The following is a 19907-nucleotide window of genomic DNA, read 5'->3' as shown; positions in this document are numbered from 1 at the left end:
CACTGCCGCGCTCAACGGCGGCAAATGTGGGCTTGTTGCCCGGTGCGGCGGGCAACAGGATGTAAATCGATGTAAAGATCAGATCCCCAATGCTTGCTTCTGCAGGGCGATCAGGTCGGCGATGCCACCCTGCGCCAGGTCCAGCAAACGGTTCATGCCGGCGCGGTCAAACGCGGCGCCTTCGGCCGTGCCCTGCACTTCGATGAAGTGGCCCGCTTCCGTCATCACCACATTCATGTCCGTGTCGCAACCCGAATCTTCCACATAGTCCAGGTCCAGCACCGGCATGCCCTGGTAGACGCCCACCGAGATGGCGGCGACAAAGCTTTTTACGGGGATGGCGGCAATTGCGCCGCGCGCCTGCAGCTGGAAAAACGCGTCATACGCGGCCACCATGGCACCCGTGATCGAAGCCGTGCGCGTGCCGCCGTCGGCCTGGATCACGTCGCAATCGAGGTGCAGGGTGCGTTCGCCGAACGCTTGCAGATCAAAGGCGGCGCGCAGCGAGCGCCCGATCAGGCGCTGGATTTCCTGCGTGCGGCCGGACTGCTTGCCGCGCGCCGCTTCGCGGTCCATGCGGGTGTGCGTCGAGCGGGGCAGCATGCCGTACTCGGCCGTCAACCAGCCCTGGCCCTTGCCCTTCAGGAAACCCGGCACCTTGTCTTCGATGCTGGCGGTGCAAATGACCTTGGTGTCGCCGCATTCGATCAGCACCGAGCCCTCGGCATGCTTGGTGTACTGGCGGGTGATGCGGATGGCGCGCAGCGCGTCGACGGCGCGGCCGCTCGGGCGGGATTCAAATGTCATGGGAGTGTCCTGTGTGATTGGGGTTGCGGTCGCGATTTTACCACTGCGGCGCCATGACACGGCGCAGGGCGGCTTGCACACACGATCCCTACAATCCTGCCCCACCAAACACAATTTTCTTTACAATGCCGTAAAACGCACACTATTCAGCAATTTTCAGGCCATCGCGCTCTTCGGTCCTGTTTTGCGGCGCGGGCGGTATTGCCTGCGCTGGCTGATTAAGTGTATAAGTGACTGTATACAAGATCAAATCGGGGAATCCTTTGAGCATTTCAAGCATGACAGGCTACGCGGTTGCCACCAGCGAAGGTGCTGCAGGCACACTGACAATTGAAATCAAGAGCGTCAACTCGCGCTTTCTCGACCTGCAATTCCGCATCAACGACGATCTGCGGGCGCTGGAGCCTGACTTGCGTGCCGCCGTCATGTCCGCCATCACACGCGGCAAAGTCGAGGTACGCCTGAGCTTTGGCCGCAAGGCTGCGACGGCCGGCACGCAGGCGCTGAACCTGCCCCTGCTGGCCGAACTGGCGCGCCTGCAAAACGAAGTGGGTCAGCATTTTGTCTCCGCTCCCGTCATGACGGTGGCCGAACTGCTGCGCTGGCCTGGCGTCATCGAAGAAGCACAAGTGGGGCAAGAATCCTTGCAGGCGGACGTGGGCGCGCTGACCAAACGCACCGTGACGGCCTTCGTTGACAGCCGCAAGCGCGAAGGCGCGGCGCTCGAAACGGTGCTGGTGTCGCGCATCGAAGCGATGGAAGCCATCGTCAAGCGCATCACGCCCTTGATTCCGCAAGTGGTGGCGGCCTTCCAGCAAAAAGCCATCGAACGCATGCAAGATGCGCTGGGCCTGGCCAGCCAGGGCTCGAATTCGGCCCTGTCGCGCCAGGACGCCATGGAGCGCATCCGCCAGGAAGTCATTTTGTATGGCATCCGCATCGACGTCTCGGAAGAACTGGCGCGCCTGTCGGCCCACCTGGGCGAAACGCGCCACATCCTCGCCAAGGGCGGGCAAGTGGGCAAGCGCCTCGACTTCATGATGCAGGAACTGAATCGCGAAGCCAATACGCTGGGCGCCAAGGCGTCCGTCAAGGAACTGGCCGACGCCTCGATGGACTTGAAGCTGCTGATCGAGCAAATGCGCGAACAAGTGCAGAACCTGGAGTAAGCGATGGCCACGCCACGCACATGGATACTCGCCAGCGCCGCCCTGGCGCTGCTGGCAGCAGGCGCGCAGGCGCAAACGGCGCAGCAGCCATCGCCGTACGCTATCGAAAGCTGCGCCTCCGGCTGCTTCGTGCTCAAGGAGCGCGGCGCCGCCATCTACACGGGCGCCGATCCTGCCTCTTATCGCATCTGCTCGCGCAGCAGCCTGGGCGCGGAAGTGTCCGTCGACACCACCGTCGTGCGCCTGAGTAACCGCGACTGCACCGATGTGAATGGCCGGGCCATCATCCTGAATGCGGGTGAAATCGCCGTGGGCCGGCTGCCCCGCTGAGGCTGCTCCGGACAGTTTGTTTTTTGTCATGCCGCCAGCAGGGACTGGCTCGCTGCCTTGCCTCTTGGTAAAATACCGGATTGGGCGCCGCTTGCGCGAGCATCGGCGCCAACAACACGATTATTGAAAGATCCGCATGAGCCACCCTACCGCCTTCTCCGGCAGCCTGTTCGTGGTCGCCGCGCCATCGGGCGCCGGCAAATCGACACTGGTCAATGCATTGCTGGCGCAAGAGCCCGGCATCAAATTGTCGATCTCGACCACCACGCGCGCGCCCCGTCCGGGCGAGCAGCACGGCCGCGAGTACTATTTCACGACAGCGGAAGACTTTGTCGCGCGCGCCGACCAGGGCGAATTCCTGGAGTGGGCGGAAGTGCATGGCAATTACTATGGCACTTCGCGCATCATGGTGGAACAGCAAATGCTGGCCGGCACCGACATTCTGCTGGAAATCGACTGGCAGGGCGCGCGCCAGGTACGCAAGCAATTCCCCCGCGCCGCCGGCATTTTCATCCTGCCGCCATCGATCGATGCGCTGGAAGAGCGCCTGAACAAGCGCGGCCAGGACGAGCCGCATGTGATTACGCGCCGCCTGCTGGCGGCCGGCGGCGAAATCGCACACGCTCCCGAGTTCGAGTATGTTATTATCAATGAAGAGTTTACGGTCGCTTTGTCCGAACTGAGCGCGATCGTGAGAGCGGCCCGTTGCCGGTTTGCGCAACAAGCGGCCCGCAACGCATCGCTATTCGCCCAGCTGGGCCTGCACGCAGAATAATCGTCCCTGCACGCCAGTTCACACAGCGCCACGCACCACTATTAGGAGTTACTATGGCCCGTATCACCATCGAAGATTGCCTGAAACAGATCCCTAACCGCTTTCAGCTGACCCTGGCTGCAACCTACCGCGCACGTCAGTTGTTGCAAGGACACACCCCTAAGGTGGAAGCCAAGGACAAGCCTACCGTTGTCGCGCTGCGTGAAATCGCTGCCGGTAAAGTCGGCATCGAAATGCTGAAAAAGGTCCCGATGTAGTGGGAACCCGCGTGCCGGAACAGTGCTGACCCCTGGTTCTACCGTATCCTTTATTCACACTGTAAAGCAACGCGACGTTTTATGAGTCTGACCCCAGCCGACACGACTTCTGCAGCACTGCCGCCCCTGGCCCCGCGCCAGGCGGCAAAACCACAGGGTGCTTCCACGCCCGGTGTCGGCACGTCCGGCAGCGGCACTGTTGCAGCGCCTGCACCGGGCGTCGCCTCCGTCAGCCAGCTGGCCGACAAGCTGGCCGAATACCTGTCCCCCGCCGACCTGAAAAAAGTCAAGGAAGCCTACCGCTTCTCCGACGAAATGCACCTGGGCCAGATGCGCCGCTCGGGCGAGCCGTATATCTCGCATCCGATCGCTGTCGCCGAAATCTGCGCCGACTGGAAACTCGACGCGCAAGCCATCATGGCCGCCCTGCTGCACGACGTCATGGAAGACCAGGACGTCAAGAAGGAAGAGTTGATCGAGCGCTTCGGCGCGCCCGTGGCGCACCTGGTCGACGGCCTGTCGAAGCTGGAAAAAATCGAATTCCAGAGCCAGATCGAAGCGCAGGCGGAAAACTTCCGCAAGATGCTGCTGGCCATGGCGTCCGACGTGCGCGTGATCCTGATCAAGCTGGCCGACCGCCTGCACAATATGCGCACCTTGGACTTCATGACGGCGGCAAAAAAGCGCCGCATCGCCAGCGAGACCATGGAAGTGTACGTGCCGATCGCGCACCGCCTTGGCCTGAACAATATTTACCACGAGCTGCAGGACCTGTCGTTCTCGCACCTGTACCCGATGCGCTACCGCACCCTGGCGAAAGCCGTCAAGGCGGCGCGCGGCAACCGGCGCGAAGTGGTCAACAAGATCATGGAAGCGGTGAAAAGCACCCTGTCCATGGCCGAACTCGAGGCCGACGTCACGGGCCGCGAAAAGACCCTGTACGACATCTATAAAAAGATGCGCAACAAGCATTTGTCGTTCTCGCAAGTGCTGGACGTGTACGGCTTCCGCGTGGTGGTGGGCAGTTTTGCCGATTGTTACGTGACCCTGGGCACCCTGCACAGCCTGTACAAGCCCATGCCGGGCAAGTTCAAGGATTACATCGCGATCCGCAAGCTGAACGGCTACCAGTCGCTGCACACGACCGTCATCGGCCCCTACGGCACCCCCGTCGAATTCCAGATCCGCACCCAGGAAATGCACCGCACGGCCGAATCGGGCGTGGCGGCGCACTGGTTGTACAAGAGCGGCGAATCGAACCCGTCCGACTTGCAGCAGCGCACCCATGCGTGGCTGCAATCCTTGCTCGACATCCAGCAGCAGACGGGCGACTCGGCCGAATTCCTCGAACACGTCAAGGTCGACCTGTTCCCCGATTCCGTCTATGTGTTTACGCCGAAGTCGAAGATCATCGCCCTGCCGCGCGGCGCCACGGCCATCGACTTCGCCTATTCTATCCATACGGGCATCGGCGACCAGACCGTGGCCGTCAAGATCAACAACGAAACCTCGCCCTTGCGCACCGAGCTGCACAATGGCGACATCGTTGAAATCATCACCGATTCCTCGTCGCGCCCCAGCCCTACCTGGCTATCGTTCGTGCGCACCGGCAAGGCCCGTTCGGCCATCCGCCACCATTTGCGCACGATCAACCTGCCCGAATCGATCGCCCTGGGCCAGCAACTGCTATCGCAGGCGCTGCAGACGCTGAATATCGACGCCGACCTGCCGGCGCCGCTGGTCGAACGCCTGCTGAACGAGTCGAGCGCCAATTCCATGGACGAGCTGTATGCGGACATCGGCATCGGCAAGCGCATGGCCACCCTGGTGGCGCGCCACATCTTCGGCCTGATCGGCGGCGAAGCGGCCAGCATGCCGGTGGAACACAATAACGGCAGCGAACTCGACCCCGTTACCATTTGCGGCAGCGAAGGCGTCTCGGTGCAACTGGCGCCCTGCTGTTTGCCGATTCCCGGCGACCAGATCATCGGCCAGCTGCGCCGCGACCAGGGTTTGCTGGTGCACACGAGCGACTGCTCGCAAGCCAAGCGCCAGCGCGCCAAGGAACCGGACCGCTGGATCGCCGTGCGCTGGGGAACAGAACTGAACCGCCGCTTCGACTGCCGCATCAAGGTGCTGATCAACAGCGAACGGGGCATCCTGGCCCGCGTGGCCGCCGAAATCGGCGAGTCCGACGCCAATATCATCTATGTGGGCATGGACGAAGACAAGGACAACGTCCTCGACCAGCTGCGCTTCACCGTGCAAGTCAAGGACCGCGTCCACCTGGCCGCCCTGCTGCGCAATGTGCGCCGCGTCGCCGGGGTCAACCGGATACTCCGGGAGCGCAATTAAAAAAACGGCTGGCCAGATTTCTCTGCCCAGCCGTTTTTTCATGCGCCGAACATCAGATCAAGTCTCCCCCCGGCGCCGGATACGTCACTTCCAGCAATTCCAGTTCCTGCTCGCCCAGCGGCGTGTTGAGGGTGATGAGGTCGCCTTCGCGCGCCTTGGTGATGGTGCGGGCCATCGGCGAGACCCAGCTGATCTTGCCGTTCAGGGGGTCGAATTCATCGATGCCGACGATGGTGATGGTGTGCGTTTCGCCGTCGCTCGTGCGGTAGGTTACCGTGGCGCCGAAAAACACCTGGTCGTTGCCATGGTGTACGCTGGGGTCGACGATGGCGGCCAGGTCCATGCGCTTGGTGAGAAAGCGGATGCGGCGGTCAATTTCGCGCAGGCGCCGCTTGCCATAGATATAGTCGCCATTTTCCGAACGGTCGCCATTCGACGCCGCCCAATGCACGATACGCACCACTTCCGGACGGTCGACGTCGATCAGTTGCAGCAACTCTTCCTTGATGCGCTGGTAGCCGGCCGGCGTGATGTAGTTCTTGGCGCCGGCGGGGATGGCCAGCGCCAGCACGGCCGCTTCTTCATCGTCGTCGTTGTCGGATTCTTTTACAAAGGCTTTATTCATCTGCCTATTGTAGCCCCGCCAGCGCGCCACAGACACACCGGATGCAGGGGCAAACGGGCTTTTTTGACGTATCATCGAGGCAATCGCGGCAAACCTGCGCCGCACACGGAGACGGATGAAAAAATTCTACAGAGTCAGGCGCTGGCTGTTCGCGCCGCTGGTCTACCTGGCCGCCATCTTCCTGCTGATCGAGGAATGGCTGTGGGCGACGGGCGCGCGCATCATGCAGGTGGTGGCGCAATTTCCGCCCCTGCATGCGCTCGAAGCGTGGATCAAGCGGCTGCCGCCGTACTGGGCGCTGGCCGTCTTCGCGCTGCCGGCCGTACTGCTGTTTCCCGTCAAGCTGCTGGCCCTGTTGGCGATCGCGCGCGGCCATGCGTTTTCCGGCATCGGCGTGATCGTCATCGCCAAGCTGGGCGGCGCGGCCGCCGTGGCCCGCCTGTACAGCCTGACGCGCCCTACCCTGCTCAGTTTGCCGTGGTTTGCGCGCTGGCATGGCCTGTTCATGGAAACCAAGGACCGCTGGATCGCCCGCCTGCGCGCCACGCGTCCGTGGCGGCGCGTCAGCCGCCTGTCGGCCGCGCTGGGCCGCGCCCGCCGCGCCTGGTGGCAGCGCTTGCGCAAGAGCACGCCAGGTCGCCATCAATCCCGCCCAGCCAGGGTGCTGCGCCGCTTCGCCGCTTTCTGGCGCGCCCGCCGCTGATGAAGAAAGGCCATTCCATGCACGACACTCCCCGGCTGGCCCCCGCCATGCGCGCGGCGGCGCCGGAAATCTACCTGTACGACGCGGCCAGCTTGCAATTGCTGGACGCCAACGATGCCGCCTGCGACAACTTGCAATATGCACGCAAGCAATTGCTGACGATGACGCCCTTCACCCTGGCGCCGCAGCTCGACGCGCAGCAGCTGGCCGCCGTGCTGGCGACTTTGGACGACAGCATCGGCGCGCAAGCCCTGCTGCACGTGCAGCAGCGCCGCCGCGATGGCAGCCGGTATTCGCTCAGCCTGCACCTGTCGCGCGCCAGCCGCCAGGGGCGCGCCCTGCTCCTGGCCGAGGGCGAAGACTTGCGCACGCCGCAGGCGACGGCCGCCGCCCTGGCGCAGGTGCAGTCGCGCTTCAACGCCATCGTCTCGAATACGCCGGGCCTGGTGTACCAGTTCTGCCTGCATGCGGATGGTCGGGCATCTTTTGCCTACCTGAGCGATGGCTGCCAGGCCTTGCTGGGCTTGGAGCCGGCACAGCTGCATGCGCGCCCGGAACTGTTCTACCAGCTGATACTGGCCGACGACCGCGCCTCGTATCTCGAGTCGATGCAGGCCTCAAAGACGGCCTTGTGGAGCTGGAACTGGGAAGGCCGGATCTGGATCGATGCCTGGAAGGACGTCAAATGGATCAACCTGCGCTCCACGCCGCGCGCGCTGGCCGACGGCACGGTGCAGTGGGAAGGCATCATGACGAATATCACGGAAAGCCGGCTCGAACAGATCGAAGTGCGCCAGTCGCGCGCCCGCCTGGCCGAACTGACGGCGCATATCGACAAGGTCAAGGAACACGAACGCACGCGTCTGGCGCGCGAACTGCACGATGACCTGGGCGGCAATTTGACGGCGATCAAGATGGCGCTGGCCATGCTGGCGCGCCGCCTGCCCCCGAACGACCCGCAGTTGCAGGAAAAGGCCGACTATGTCGATGCCCTGGTCGACCGCAGCATCGACGCCGTACACCGTATTTCGCTGGACTTGCGTCCTTCCATGCTGGACCTGGGCCTGGTTGCCGCGCTGGACTGGCAGGTGAAGGAATTCGCGCGCCAGGCCGGCATCGAATGCCAGTTCATTTCGAACTGTCAGCACATCGATCTGGAGCTGGACCAGGCAACCAGCCTGTTCCGCATCGCCCAGGAAGCGCTGACGAATATCGCCAAACATGCGCAGGCGAGCAAGGTGACCGTGCGCCTGGCCCGGCAGCGCCAGCATATCAGCCTGTCGATCGCCGACAATGGCGTCGGCATGCGCCTGTCCGACCGCGCCAAGCCGCAATCGTTCGGCATCCGCGGCATGGCCGAACGCGCCAGCGCGCTGGGCGGCACCCTGAGCCTGACGGATGGACCGGACGGCGGCACCATCCTGAGCATAAAAATCCGGCTGACCACAGCGCGAGAGGCGATAATAGCGGCTGCAGCCAGTGCGCCCGCGCACAGCGGGCCGCCGTCAGACACGGCCTAGTGGGTGAATAAGATAGGAAACAACGTCGTCATGAAAGAAAAAGCCACCATCCGAGTATTCATCGCCGACGATCACGCGATCGTGCGCGAGGGCTTGAAACAAATCCTCGCCGATACGAAGGACATCATCGTTGCCGGCGAGGCTGAAAATGGCCACGACGCCATCAAACTGTTCCGCGGCTCGAAATGCCAGGTGTTGCTGCTCGACATCTCCCTGCCCGACCGCAGCGGCATCGAGGTGCTCAAGCAGATCAAGAAGGAAAAGCCGGAACTGGCCGTGCTGATGCTCTCCATGCACCGCGAAGACCAGTACGCCATCCGTTCGCTCAAGGCGGGCGCGGCCGGCTACCTGACGAAACAGAGTGCCCCGCGCGAACTGGTCACGGCCATCCGCCAGGTGGCGCAAGGCTTGAAATACATCAGCGCCTCGCTGGCGCAGGAACTGGCCAGCACGGTGGGCGAAGACCACGAAACGGCCTTGCACGACACCTTGTCGGACCGCGAATACCAGACCCTGGTCATGATCGCCTCGGGCAAGGCGGTGGGCGCCATCGCCGAAGAGCTCAAATTATCCGTGAAAACCGTCAGCGAATACCGCGCCCGCTTGCTGGTCAAGATGAAACTCAAGAACAGCGCCGAATTGACGCATTACGCCATCCGCAACCAGCTGGTGGATTGACTACAAAACGGCATGCCCGCTGGCATCGGGCGAATTGACAGGACTTCTCCTTGCTTCTCGCACAATAAGTTCTTTGCCAACTCGCCTATCATGGGGATAATGAGAAATATCTGAAAAGGCTGCGCCTACATGTCCAGTAAATTGCCAACTCCACCAGCAAGCGCGCCCGCTGGCACCACGACTACCGCCGCCGCTGCGGCGATGAATCCGGCCGATATCGCCCGCGAAGCGTTTCGACGCCTGGCCACGCGCCGCATCGCCCCCACGCCGAGCGCCTACCGCGATATCTACAATGAAATCGCCGGCATCAGCGAACCGGACGATACGCCTGCCACCCCGGCTGCCGTGCTGGCCGCCAGCGCTCCCACGGAGAGCGGCGCGGAAAACGTCCTGACGCAATTTGCCGCCAAGATGAGCGAATCGGCGGGCGAACTGGGCGACTTTGGCCGACGCTTCCAGCGCGCCCTCAAAGCGCGCGACTGGGACAGCTATGCGCGCACCTTGGCGCAACTGGCGGAAAAACAGGTCAAGAAAGGCGGCGGCATCGAATTGCCGCCCCTGCCGGACGGCGAACAGACGCGCACCCTGCGTGAATTGCTCAGCCGCACCCTGGGCTTTGCCGTCGCCACCTTGCTGACGGGCACGCCCGCGCTGGTAGAAGAAGCCGAATCCCTGGGCGCGGCCATCAAACTGGCGCACACGGAAGAGGCGCTGAACGAAGCGGCGCTGCGCCTGAAGCAGCTGTGCTACCAGATCGAACTCAAAAGCGGCGACACGGCCGAACAGCAGGAATTGCTGCTGCGCCTGTTCAAGTTGTTGCTGGACAACGTCAGCCAATTGCTCGACGACGACAGCTGGCTGCGCGGCCAGGTCGATGCCGTGCAAAACCTGATCGCCGGCCCGCTCGACCAGCGCGCGCTGGAAGACGCCACGCGCAGCCTGAAGGAAGTCATCTACAAGCAGAGCCAGCTCAAGCACAGCCTGTCCGACGTCAAGCTGACGGTGAAGAACATGATGATGACCTTCATCGACCGCCTGGGGCAAGTGGCGGCCAGCACGGGCGACTTCCATGAAAAGATCGGCGGCTATTCGGAAAAGATCAGCCAGGCGGAAAATATCAGCGAATTGAACAGCGTTCTCGACGAAGTTTTGCGCGAAACGCGCATGGTGCAGAACGAAGCCCTGCGCGCACGCGACAAAATGGTGCTGGCGCGCCAGGAAGTACAGGATGCGGAACAGCGCATCCACACCCTGGAAGCGAAGCTCCAGCATATGAGCGAACTGGTGCGGGAAGACCAGTTGACAGGCAGCCTGAACCGCCGTGGCCTGGACGATGTGTTCGAGCGCGAGACGGCCCGCTCCGACCGCCGCGGCACCCCGCTGTGCATCGCCATGCTGGACCTGGACGATTTCAAGCGCCTGAACGACACGTATGGCCACCTGGCTGGCGATGCCGCCTTGAAACACCTGGTGAAGATCGTCAAGGAAACCCTGCGCTCGATGGACGTCATCGCCCGCTTCGGCGGCGAGGAATTTCTCATCTTGCTGCCGGAAACCACGGTCGAAGCGGCCGCGTCGACCATGACGCGCTTGCAGCGCGAACTGACCCGGCATTTCTTCCTGCACGACAACGAAAAAGTGCTGATCACCTTTTCCGCCGGCGTGGCCCTGCGCCTGCCCAACGAAGACCAGGCCGAGCTGGTCAAGCGCGCCGACCGCGCCATGTACCAGGCCAAGCAGACGGGCAAGAATCGCGTGGTGGTGGCGGACTGAGCCCGGCCCGCTGCATGATATGCCGTCCCGCTGCCCAGCCGGACGGCATTTTTCATTTCAAAACAACAACAATCACTCTCCTTCCTGCACTTCGCCAGCATCCACGCGATATGAAAATAAAACTGTTTTCACCCTCAAGTTTCCCAAAATCATGCCGTTTAGCGCGCCGTCTTGCACAAACTGAAGGGCTAAAAATTAAAATTTAAAGCACTTTCCGCCATAAATTTTCCCGCAGAGCAACCGTTACCCTAAATAACAGCGGCTTGATTGTCCCGGAACAGCGGGGCAGGCCAAAGTGACTAGCACATAGCGCAATGTAGTATCTGTCTGGAGAAACATCATGGCTGCAGTAATTAATACCAACATCTCGTCCCTGAATTCGCAACGCAACCTGTCGACTTCGCAATCGTCCCTGGCCACCTCGCTGCAACGCTTGTCCTCCGGCCTGCGTATCAACAGCGCCAAGGATGATGCTGCTGGTCTGGCGATTTCCGACCGCATGACGTCGCAAATTCGCGGCATGACCCAAGCCACCCGCAATGCAAACGACGGCGTTTCGCTGGCGCAAACGGCTGAAGGCGCGTTGGCAAGCTCGGGCGACATCCTGCAACGTATCCGCGAACTGGCAGTGCAATCGTCGAACTCGACGAACTCGTCGAGCGACCGCCAGGCGCTGCAAACCGAGGTAGGCCAACTGGGTTCGGAACTGAACCGCATCGCCACCACGACCTCGTTCAACGGCCAGGCGCTGCTGGATGGCACCATGGGCACGGCCAACTTCCAAGTCGGCGCAGATGCCAATCAGCTGATTTCCGCCAGCGGCGCGAACTTCCTGACTAGCACCTACGGCAATAATCGCGTGCAAAATGATGCGACCGCCGTCCTCGCCACCTCGGCAACGGCAACGGCTGGATCGGTGATCGTCGCCGGCGCACGCGGCACCTCCACTGTCACCACCAAAGCCAACGACAGCGCGCAAACCATCGCCGCCAGCGTCAACAAGGTAAGCGCCGATACGGGCGTGACGGCAACGGCCAAGACCGCCACCAGCCTGAAACTCGGCTCCACCGAAGCCTATTCGTTCACCCTCGTGGGCGACAATACTGCCACTGGCAAAGAAGCACAGATTTCCTTTTCGGTGGGCGCCGGCCAGTCAGCTTCCGACTATGCAGCAGGCATCAATGCAATCAATGCGCAAACGTCGAAAACCGGCGTCACCGCAGAATACGATTCATCGACCAGCAGCATGAAACTGACGCATGCCGACGGCGCCGACATTGCCATCAAAAACACGGCAGCTGCTGGCAACACCGTCTTCAATATCGATTCCTACAAGGCGGACAAAACCTTGACAGGTTCCGCGTTTGACGCAAAGGCCCTTAACGCGGTCGCCGTCGCCAACGGCACCGTTACCTACGATGCGCCAGGCAGCTTTGCCATCACCGACACGTCGGGCTTGAAAGCCACGAACAAGACATCGGACTTGAAATCGGTAGCTTCACTGGACGTGACTTCGTTTGACGGCGCCCAGTTGGCACTGAAAATTGCCGATGCAGCACTGGCAACGGTGAACGGCCAACGCGCCCAGTACGGCGCCTTGCAATCGCGCTTCTCGTCGGCGATCTCCAACTTGCAATCGACGACGGAAAACCTGTCCGCATCGCGCAGCCGCATCGTCGATACGGACTTCGCCTCGGAAACGGCCAGCCTGACCCGTGGCCAGATCCTGCAACAAGCTGGTACGGCCATGCTGGCGCAAGCAAACTCGCTGCCAAACGGTGTCCTGAGCCTGCTGCGCGGCTAATCTCCGATTAGCCAGGCAACAGCGTAGGACTCTGATTCCCCTGCCGGATTTTTTTGGCAGGGGAATTTTCACTAGGAGAGCACCATGACTATCGACACGATAGCGGCCGCCTCCGCGGCCAGGATGGACAAGAGTTATGTGTCTGCGGACACGTCGGCAGCGCGCCCGGCAGCGCCACGGGCTGCCACGGAGAACAGCACGGTTGCGCCACAGCAAGCCGGCAAGGAACCCAGCCGGGAGCAGTTGAACAAGGCGGTATCGGCGCTGAACCAATCGTCGCAAATGAAGACGCAAGGCCTGGAGTTTTCCATCGATGAAGACAGTCAGCGCACGGTGGTGAAGGTCATCGACCAGGAAACAAAGGAAGTACTGCGCCAGATACCCACCAGGGAAGCCTTGGAACTGGCCAAGACCTTTGACTCCACCAAAGGCTCGCTGATCAGTCAAAGCGCATAACGATGGCGTTGCACACGGACTTGCAGCATCGTGACAGTATGCATTGGCATGACCACGGGGTACGATAGCCTGGCTATCCAGCCCCGTCTTTTTATTAAAAATTGAGCAACAGTTTCCTGTCACTCCTCCATTTTTCTGCTCCCGCTGAAAACAGCGCGGTAAATCCCCCTCTCAAGTCCTGATTGATTCTGCCGATAACAGCTTATATTAGCGTTTTCCTAGGAGCATTCCGTGGCCATTACCCCTACATTATCATCCGTTGGCATCGGCGCCGGCGCCAGCGGCCTGGACGTGGGCGCCATCATCGACAAGCTGATGACCGCGGAAGCGGCGCCGCTAGGTACTTTTGACAAGAAGACGGCCTCCTACCAGGCCAAGCTCAGCGCCCTGGGCGCTCTGAGCGGCGCCGTCAGTACTTTCCAGGGCTCATTGTCGGCGCTGACCAATTCGAGCAACTTCCGCGCCGTCAGCGCCACGCCGTCCGATCCGCTGGTGTTCTCGGCCAGTGCCGGTGCCAAGGCCGTCGCCGGCAGCTACAACATCAACGTTTCCCAGCTGGCGCAGGCGCAGACGCTGACATCGGGCGGCATGGCCAGCAAGCTGTCGACTATCGGCAGCGGCGCCAAGACCACGGTTTCCTTTCAGCTGGGCTCGCTCGCCGGCGGCACTTTTGGTGTAACGGGCACGGCACTGGGCGGCAGCACCCTGCTCACGGGCGTGAGCAACGGCTCGCTGATCATGAACGGCACGGCCATTCCGACGGATGCCAGCACCAAGAGCGCACGCGCGCTGGCGGACGCCATCAACGCCAAGAGCAGCACCACGGGCGTGACCGCCACGGCCCAGCCAACGGCCAGCAACGCCTCCATGTTCAGCGGCTTCGGCAATATCGCCACCGGTGCGGACGGTACCTATACGCTGTCGGTTGGCGGCATCGAGATCGTGACCCAGGGTAACAGCGTCGCCGCAGGCAGCGGCATCACGGCCGCCTCGCTCGACACGACACTTACCGGTCCGAATGCCGTCTCGAATGCGCTGGCGGCGGCGAATATCACCGTCACTGGCAAGGCGGCAGACGGCACCTTGCAATTTACGCGTGCCGATGGTTCCAACCTTAACATCGAAGAAGTGGTCACAGGCAGTGTCATGGGCGGCATCGGACACGCCGCCAATGCCACCAACGATGGTTCGAATGTCACGCTTGCCAGTTCGATCACCCTGGCCTCGGGCAATGCCAGCCCCATCGTCGTCGCCGGCAGCAACCCTGCAGCAGCAGGACTGACAGCAGGCACGGGCGGCAGCTACATGAACACGAACTTCACCCAGGATGGCACGCAGGCGACAGGCTCGGTGGTGATCGACGCCACCAACAACAGCTTGCAAGGCATACGCGATGCCATCAATAACGCGGGCCTGGGCGTCACCGCCAGCATCGTGTCCGACGGTAGCGACAAGCCGTATCACCTGGTGCTCAGTTCGACCAAGACGGGTGCCAATTCGGCCATGAAGATTTCGCTCAGCGGCAGCGATGGCCAGCCGGCCGACAGCGCCTTGAACGGTCTGCTGTCCTACGATGCTTCCGGCACGCAGAACCTGAAGCAGAACAGCGCGGCGCAAAACACCAACTTCAGCGTCAACGGCATTGCCATCACCAGCAGCTCGAACAACGTCGATACAGCGATCGAAGGCGTCACCTTGGGCATCACCAAGATAGGCACGTCCAGCCTGTCGGTGGCCAAGGATACCTCGACGGTGAAGACCAGCATCACCGCCTTCGTCAAAGCCTACAATGAATTGAACACCTCGATCGGCAAGATGACAGCCTTCAATCCCGACACCAAGACGGGTGGCGTATTGCTGGGCGACTCGACCGTCCAATCGATCCAGAGCCAGCTGCGCCGGCAGCTGGGCGCGCCGATTACCGGCTTGAGCAGCGGCATGAGCAATCTGAGTCAGGTGGGTATCTCCTTCCAAAAAGATGGCAGCCTGGCCCTGGATAGCAGCAAGCTTGACAAGGCGATCAGTGCAAATTTCAATGATATCGCCGGCCTGTTTTCAGCCATCGGCAAGGCCAGCGACAGCAACGTGGCCTTCACCAGTTCGACGGCCGCCACCAAGCCAGGCACCTATGACCTGACCATCACCACCATGGCTAGCCAGGGTTCGCTCACGTCCGATGGCGTGTTGGCAGCCAGCACCACGATTGCCAGCGACACCACCTGGAATGTCACCCTCAACGATACCGACCCTTCGGCGGCCAAGAATACGGCCCAGGTGACGATACCGGCGGGCACCTATACGCCGGCGCAGATGGCATCGCTGATGCAATCGTCGATCAACGGCGTGAAGGCTTTTTCAGACAATGGCTCGACGGTCTCCGCTTCGATCGACGGTACCGGCAAACTGGTCCTGGTGTCTAGCCGCTATGGTTCGGTATCGAATTTGGCCTTGAGCAACGGCACGGGGACCGGTATAGAGAGTCTGTTTGGCACAGCCAAACCCGTCAAGGGCGCCGACGTGGCTGGCACCCTGGGCGGGCAACCTGTGGTCGGCTCCGGCCAGAGCCTGACGGGTGCACCCGGTTCGCCAGCGGAAGGCTTGAAAATTGACGTGACCGGCGGCGTTGTCGGCTCGCGCGGCACGGTTAGTTTCTCGCAAGGCTATGCTTATCAGTTGAACAACCTGGCCACTTCCTTCCTGGGTACGGACGGCATGCTCACCAACAAGTCCAAAGGCATCAACGACAGCATCAAGTCGGTGGCGGCGCAGCGCGACAAGTTCAGCGAAAAACTGAACGACATCGAAGCGCGCTACCGCGCCCAGTACTCGCGCCTGGACGTATCCCTGAACAAATTACAGAGCACGCAAACCTATTTAACCCAGCAGCTGGCCGCCATCGCCGCCAACCGTTAAGCGCCATCATCAGGAGAATATATGTTTGGAACCCAACAACGCGGCGTCAATGCCTACGCCAAGGTCGGCCTGGAAACGGGCATAGGCTCGGCCTCGCCGCACAAGCTGATCGTGATGCTGTACGACGGTGCCCTGGTGGCCGTGCTCAGCGCACAAGTGCACATGAAATCGGGCAATATTCCAGAAAAAGGCAAGTCCATCTCGAAAGCCATCCAGATCATCGACAATGGCTTGCGTGCCAGCTTGGACAAGGAAGCGGGCGGCCAGATCGCCGAAGGCCTCGATGCCCTGTACGAGTACATGGGCGCGCGCCTGCTGACGGCTAACCTGAACAACGATATTACCCTGCTGGAAGAAGTGCAGCGCTTGCTGACCGACTTGCGCGAAACCTGGAACGCCATCGGTTCCACGCCCGCCGCCATTCCCGGCGCCGATTTGAAACGTAGACCCAGCCTTGCGAGCGCCTGACCCATGATGACCAACCAAGAAGTCCTGACCACCTATGAAACCATGCAGTCCCTGATGGGCTGGATGGTGACTGCCGCCAGCAACGCCGACTGGGACGCGCTCGAAGCGCTGGAGCAGCAAGTGAGCGCGCACGTGGAAGCGCTGAAGGCGAATGAAGCAAAAGTCGTGCTGGAAAGCGCCGGCCGTCAGCGCAAGGTCGCCCTGATCAAGCAGATACTGGAAGATGACCGCAAGATCCGCGACCTGACCATGCCGTGGATGGCGCAATTGTCCAAGCTGATCAACAGCACCGGCACCGAACGGCGCCTGGCCAACGCCTACGGCGTTTAAACGCACAAGGGGCAAGGCAAAATACCATGTTGCCGAAGATGGATACGATCGGCATGACGCCCTTGACCCCGGTCAAGGGCGCGCGGGCGGCCGATGCCGTCGCCGACCCGCGCCAGGCCGAGTTCCAGCGCTCGCTGCAGGGGCTGATCGGCAAATCCATGCAGGGACAGGTGCTGGCCCGCATGGGCGACGGCAGCTTCCTGGTGCGCGTGGCTGGCACGCCGGCACGCATGCAGCTGCCGGCCGGCGCGCAGTTGGGCACGGAAATCCCGCTGACCTTGATCGGCATCAACCCCCGCCCCTCTTTTCAAATCGGCACTCACCGCGACCAGCCCGCCAGCGCCCTGCTGACGTATGCCGACGCGCAGGCCGAACCCGACGCCCTTGAAGCGCGCGGTGCCCAGGCCGGTGCCGCCCAGGCGGGCACGCGCGCCAGCAGCACGGCCGCCACCCTGCTCAGCCGCGCGCCCCTGACGCCGGCCAATTTGCTGCCCGCCTTGGCAAGCGATACGCCGGCGCCGGAACTGAGCACCACCGCGCGCGCCCTCAGCACGGTGCTCAGCCAGGCGGAAAGCGTGCCCGGTGCGCCCCTGGCGCTGGTCGGCAAGACACCGCTGATGGCCGCGCCGGGAACCGATCCGGCGCAAGTGGCGCAAAAACTGCGCGACACGCTCGGCAACAGCGGCTTGTTCTATGAATCGCATGTGGCCGAATGGGCCGAAGGCAAGCGCCCGCTGGCCTCGCTGCTGCTGGAACCGCAAATGCAAAAGGCCCAGCCGGGCGAGACGCCCAGGACGGGCACCGACCTGGCCTCGGCGCAACTGATCAATTTGCAGCTGCATACGCACGAACAGGCGCGCGTGCAGTGGCAGGGCGAAGCCTGGCCCGGCCAGAAGATGCAGTGGGATATCAGCCAGGATGCGCCGGAAAGCCAGCAGCACGATGGTCGCGATGGTGACGAAGAAGCGACGGCCTGGCGCAGCAATGTGCGCTTCCAGTTTCCCCTGCTGGGCGACCTGGCTGCGCACGTGGTCTTGCAGGGCGGCCGCGTGTCCATCCAGTTGCAGGCCGGCAGCGAAGGCAGCGCCGACACCCTGCGCCAGCACGCGGCGGCGCTGGAAGCGTCGCTGGACGCCGCCGGCTGGCCATTGTCGTCATTGACGATCGCCGGCAAGCCGGAGGCGGCCGAGCCAGCGGAAGCAGATGATGCTTGACGACACCAAGCGCAAGGTGCCGCAAACGGCTGTCGCACTGGCTTACCAGAGCGGCACGCCGGCGCCCAAGGTAGTGGCCAAGGGCAGCGGCCTGATCGCGGACCAGATCATCAGCACGGCGCGCGAACACGGCGTCTTTGTGCATGAATCGAAGGAATTGGTGGCGCTGCTGATGGATGTCGACATGGACCGCCAGATTCCGCCCGGCCTGTATCGGGCGATTGCGGAACTGCTGGCCTGGTTATATCATATTGAATCTGCGAAGGGCGGACCGATCCCGCCGCCGCCCGACACCAGCGTCAACCTCACCGATACATAGACAGGCATCAATGCAAGCACATATTATGGATTCCGGTCTCGAAAACTGGCATGATTTTGAAGTGGAATCGCGGCGGGAAATCATCGCCTTGCTGCGCAGCATCAGCGAAAAGAACCAGCTGATCCGCATGCTGATCCACGGAGAATCCGATGTGTGCGTCACCTCCATCCTGGAAGTCGATGCCGAACGCAATACCGTCATCCTCGACCGTTCCGTGAACGCCGACCAGAACCGGCGCATGCTGGCCGCCACCGGCATCTCGTTTGAAACCTCGCTCGACAAGATCCGCATCCTGTTTGCCAGCGCCCTGGTGGAAGAGTGCCAGTACGGCGGCACGCCCGCCTTGAAAATTGCCATTCCGGAAACATTGATCCGCTTGCAGCGGCGCGAGTATTACCGCATGACCACGCCCGTGAGCAATCCCGTACGCGTCTCGATTCCCCTGCCGCCCTCGCTGGGCGGCGCCGAGACCCTGTTTCCGCTGGCCGACATCAGCTGCGGCGGCATTGCCATCCTGGACAATAAACTGATATTGGGCGAGACCATCGGCAGGGAGTATCCCGGCTGTCGCATCGACTTGCCCGACGTCGGCATCGTCACCGCCACCTTGCAAATTCGCAATTCGCTGGACATGACCTTGCTGAACAATAAGCTGAACCGTCGCCTGGGCTGCCAGTTCGTCGACCTGCCGCGCAGCATGCTGGCGCATGTGCAACGCTATATCACGCGCCTGGAGCGTGAGAGGAATGCGCGCATGGCTGGACTCAGCTGATAACCCAGCCGAACGCTGGGGTAAATTAGATTTAAACCTGCATATTCATGATCTCGTGATACGCCGACACTAATTTATTGCGCACCTGCACCGTCGCCTGGAATTCGATGCTGGACTTTTGCATCGACACCATCACGTCTGACAGGCTGACCTTGTCGTCGCCCATGGTGAAGCGCTTGCCCAGGTCCGAGGATGCCGTTTGCGAGCTGCTCACAGAGTCGAGCGCGCTCTTGAAAGCATCGGCAAAATTCACCTTCGCCGCCGGCATCTCGGTCTGGATCGCCGGTATTTTCGCCTCCGGCCGCGTGGCCGCCGACTTCAGTTGCGCGATCATCGCCTCGATCCTGCTGCTATCGATACCGCCTGTTTTCACTTTGCCTCCCGATTCTGGTCTGCTTCATATCTGTTCCATGCCTGTTGCTTCCGGAGAACAAAACTCCAGCCAGCAAGGCAACGACGGGTACAATAACTTCCGTCACATGTTGCCAAGGTTCCACAATACCAGTGCCAACGCCAGCCGCTCGGCCGAGCAGGCGGCAAAAGCGCCTTCTGTTTGGACGATTGAAGCGCATGACAGTGGCGGATAATTCTGCATATCGTCCCCTCCTCCGGAGGAAGCGGCCCCCACGCATCACCCAA

At 61.8% G+C, this 19907-nt stretch carries 21 protein-coding genes; 18 read left to right on the top strand and 3 right to left on the bottom strand.

The window, feature by feature from the left end; genetic code table 11:
• Window positions 1-78: 78 nt before the first annotated feature.
• Entirely contained in the window at window positions 79-807 is a 729-nt protein-coding gene (gene rph, locus CSZ94_RS02425) for a ribonuclease PH (protein ID WP_102120041.1), read from the bottom strand.
• A gap of 278 nt (window positions 808-1085) precedes the next feature.
• Between rph and CSZ94_RS02420 the strand changes: the two genes are divergently transcribed.
• The 5 genes from CSZ94_RS02420 (at window position 1086) to CSZ94_RS02400 (ending at window position 5693) form a co-directional block, all read left to right on the top strand.
• Complete coding sequence (locus CSZ94_RS02420) at window positions 1086-1976, top strand: YicC/YloC family endoribonuclease (RefSeq protein ID WP_102120040.1); 891 nt, start codon at window positions 1086-1088, stop codon at window positions 1974-1976.
• 3 nt (window positions 1977-1979) lie between these two features.
• Window positions 1980-2306, top strand: coding sequence for a hypothetical protein (locus CSZ94_RS02415; protein ID WP_102120039.1), 327 nt, complete (start codon window positions 1980-1982; stop codon window positions 2304-2306).
• Between the two features lie 136 nt (window positions 2307-2442).
• Window positions 2443-3081: a guanylate kinase gene (gmk, locus tag CSZ94_RS02410; protein WP_077407781.1), complete on the top strand. Its 639-nt coding sequence runs from the start codon at window positions 2443-2445 to the stop codon at window positions 3079-3081.
• A 53-nt stretch (window positions 3082-3134) separates the two neighbouring features.
• The gene (gene rpoZ / locus CSZ94_RS02405; protein WP_010400723.1) at window positions 3135-3338 is read left to right on the top strand and encodes a DNA-directed RNA polymerase subunit omega; all 204 of its coding nucleotides are present in this window, start codon (window positions 3135-3137) and stop codon (window positions 3336-3338) included.
• 81 nt (window positions 3339-3419) lie between these two features.
• A complete protein-coding gene (locus CSZ94_RS02400; protein ID WP_102120038.1) occupies window positions 3420-5693 on the top strand; it encodes a RelA/SpoT family protein in 2274 nt (757 codons plus the stop codon).
• Between the two features lie 52 nt (window positions 5694-5745).
• On the opposite strand, the gene greB is transcribed toward CSZ94_RS02400, so the two are convergent.
• The gene (greB, locus tag CSZ94_RS02395; RefSeq protein WP_102120037.1) at window positions 5746-6318 is read right to left on the bottom strand and encodes a transcription elongation factor GreB; all 573 of its coding nucleotides are present in this window, start codon (window positions 6316-6318) and stop codon (window positions 5746-5748) included.
• A gap of 115 nt (window positions 6319-6433) precedes the next feature.
• Here greB and CSZ94_RS02390 point away from each other — a divergent pair, with 115 nt between their 5' ends.
• From CSZ94_RS02390 to CSZ94_RS02335, 12 genes are all read left to right on the top strand, one after another.
• Window positions 6434-7021: a hypothetical protein gene (locus tag CSZ94_RS02390; protein WP_102120036.1), complete on the top strand. Its 588-nt coding sequence runs from the start codon at window positions 6434-6436 to the stop codon at window positions 7019-7021.
• Window positions 7022-7038: 17 nt separating this feature from the next.
• The gene (locus CSZ94_RS29150; RefSeq protein ID WP_308410531.1) at window positions 7039-8541 is read left to right on the top strand and encodes a sensor histidine kinase; all 1503 of its coding nucleotides are present in this window, start codon (window positions 7039-7041) and stop codon (window positions 8539-8541) included.
• Between the two features lie 30 nt (window positions 8542-8571).
• Entirely contained in the window at window positions 8572-9219 is a 648-nt protein-coding gene (locus CSZ94_RS02380) for a response regulator (RefSeq protein WP_102120035.1), read from the top strand.
• A 129-nt stretch (window positions 9220-9348) separates the two neighbouring features.
• Entirely contained in the window at window positions 9349-10992 is a 1644-nt protein-coding gene (locus CSZ94_RS02375; RefSeq protein ID WP_374703555.1) for a GGDEF domain-containing protein, read from the top strand.
• 340 nt (window positions 10993-11332) lie between these two features.
• Window positions 11333-12796: a flagellin N-terminal helical domain-containing protein gene (locus CSZ94_RS02370; RefSeq protein ID WP_102120033.1), complete on the top strand. Its 1464-nt coding sequence runs from the start codon at window positions 11333-11335 to the stop codon at window positions 12794-12796.
• Between the two features lie 84 nt (window positions 12797-12880).
• Window positions 12881-13252 carry a flagellar protein FlaG gene (locus CSZ94_RS02365; protein ID WP_102120032.1) on the top strand — a complete coding sequence of 124 codons (372 nt, stop codon included), beginning with the start codon at window positions 12881-12883 and terminating at the stop codon, window positions 13250-13252.
• A gap of 231 nt (window positions 13253-13483) precedes the next feature.
• Window positions 13484-16165: a flagellar filament capping protein FliD gene (gene fliD / locus CSZ94_RS02360; protein ID WP_258000736.1), complete on the top strand. Its 2682-nt coding sequence runs from the start codon at window positions 13484-13486 to the stop codon at window positions 16163-16165.
• A 21-nt stretch (window positions 16166-16186) separates the two neighbouring features.
• The gene (gene fliS / locus CSZ94_RS02355; protein ID WP_102120031.1) at window positions 16187-16633 is read left to right on the top strand and encodes a flagellar export chaperone FliS; all 447 of its coding nucleotides are present in this window, start codon (window positions 16187-16189) and stop codon (window positions 16631-16633) included.
• Between the two features lie 3 nt (window positions 16634-16636).
• On the top strand, window positions 16637-16963 hold the full coding sequence (locus CSZ94_RS02350) for a flagellar protein FliT (RefSeq protein ID WP_102120030.1): 327 nt from the start codon (window positions 16637-16639) through the stop codon (window positions 16961-16963).
• Window positions 16964-16989: 26 nt separating this feature from the next.
• Entirely contained in the window at window positions 16990-18177 is a 1188-nt protein-coding gene (gene fliK, locus CSZ94_RS02345) for a flagellar hook-length control protein FliK (RefSeq protein WP_102120029.1), read from the top strand.
• Window positions 18170-18496 carry an EscU/YscU/HrcU family type III secretion system export apparatus switch protein gene (locus CSZ94_RS02340; protein ID WP_102120028.1) on the top strand — a complete coding sequence of 109 codons (327 nt, stop codon included), beginning with the start codon at window positions 18170-18172 and terminating at the stop codon, window positions 18494-18496. The genes fliK and CSZ94_RS02340 overlap by 8 nt, the downstream gene beginning before the upstream one ends.
• Before the next feature lie 25 nt (window positions 18497-18521).
• Complete coding sequence (locus CSZ94_RS02335) at window positions 18522-19268, top strand: flagellar brake protein (RefSeq protein WP_102120027.1); 747 nt, start codon at window positions 18522-18524, stop codon at window positions 19266-19268.
• 31 nt (window positions 19269-19299) lie between these two features.
• Here CSZ94_RS02335 and fliE read toward each other — a convergent pair whose 3' ends face one another.
• A complete protein-coding gene (gene fliE / locus CSZ94_RS02330) occupies window positions 19300-19602 on the bottom strand; it encodes a flagellar hook-basal body complex protein FliE (protein WP_258000740.1) in 303 nt (100 codons plus the stop codon).
• Between fliE and CSZ94_RS28435 the strand changes: the two genes are divergently transcribed.
• Window positions 19499-19855: a hypothetical protein gene (locus tag CSZ94_RS28435; protein ID WP_258000742.1), complete on the top strand. Its 357-nt coding sequence runs from the start codon at window positions 19499-19501 to the stop codon at window positions 19853-19855. The genes fliE and CSZ94_RS28435 overlap by 104 nt on opposite strands.
• The last annotated feature ends 52 nt before the right edge of the window (window positions 19856-19907 follow it).

Source organism: Janthinobacterium sp. ROICE36, assembly GCF_002869965.1.
GTDB lineage: Bacteria > Pseudomonadota > Gammaproteobacteria > Burkholderiales > Burkholderiaceae_D > Janthinobacterium.
The sequence above is the reverse complement of the archived record's forward strand: the minus strand, read 5'-3'. Positions and strand labels throughout refer to the sequence as shown.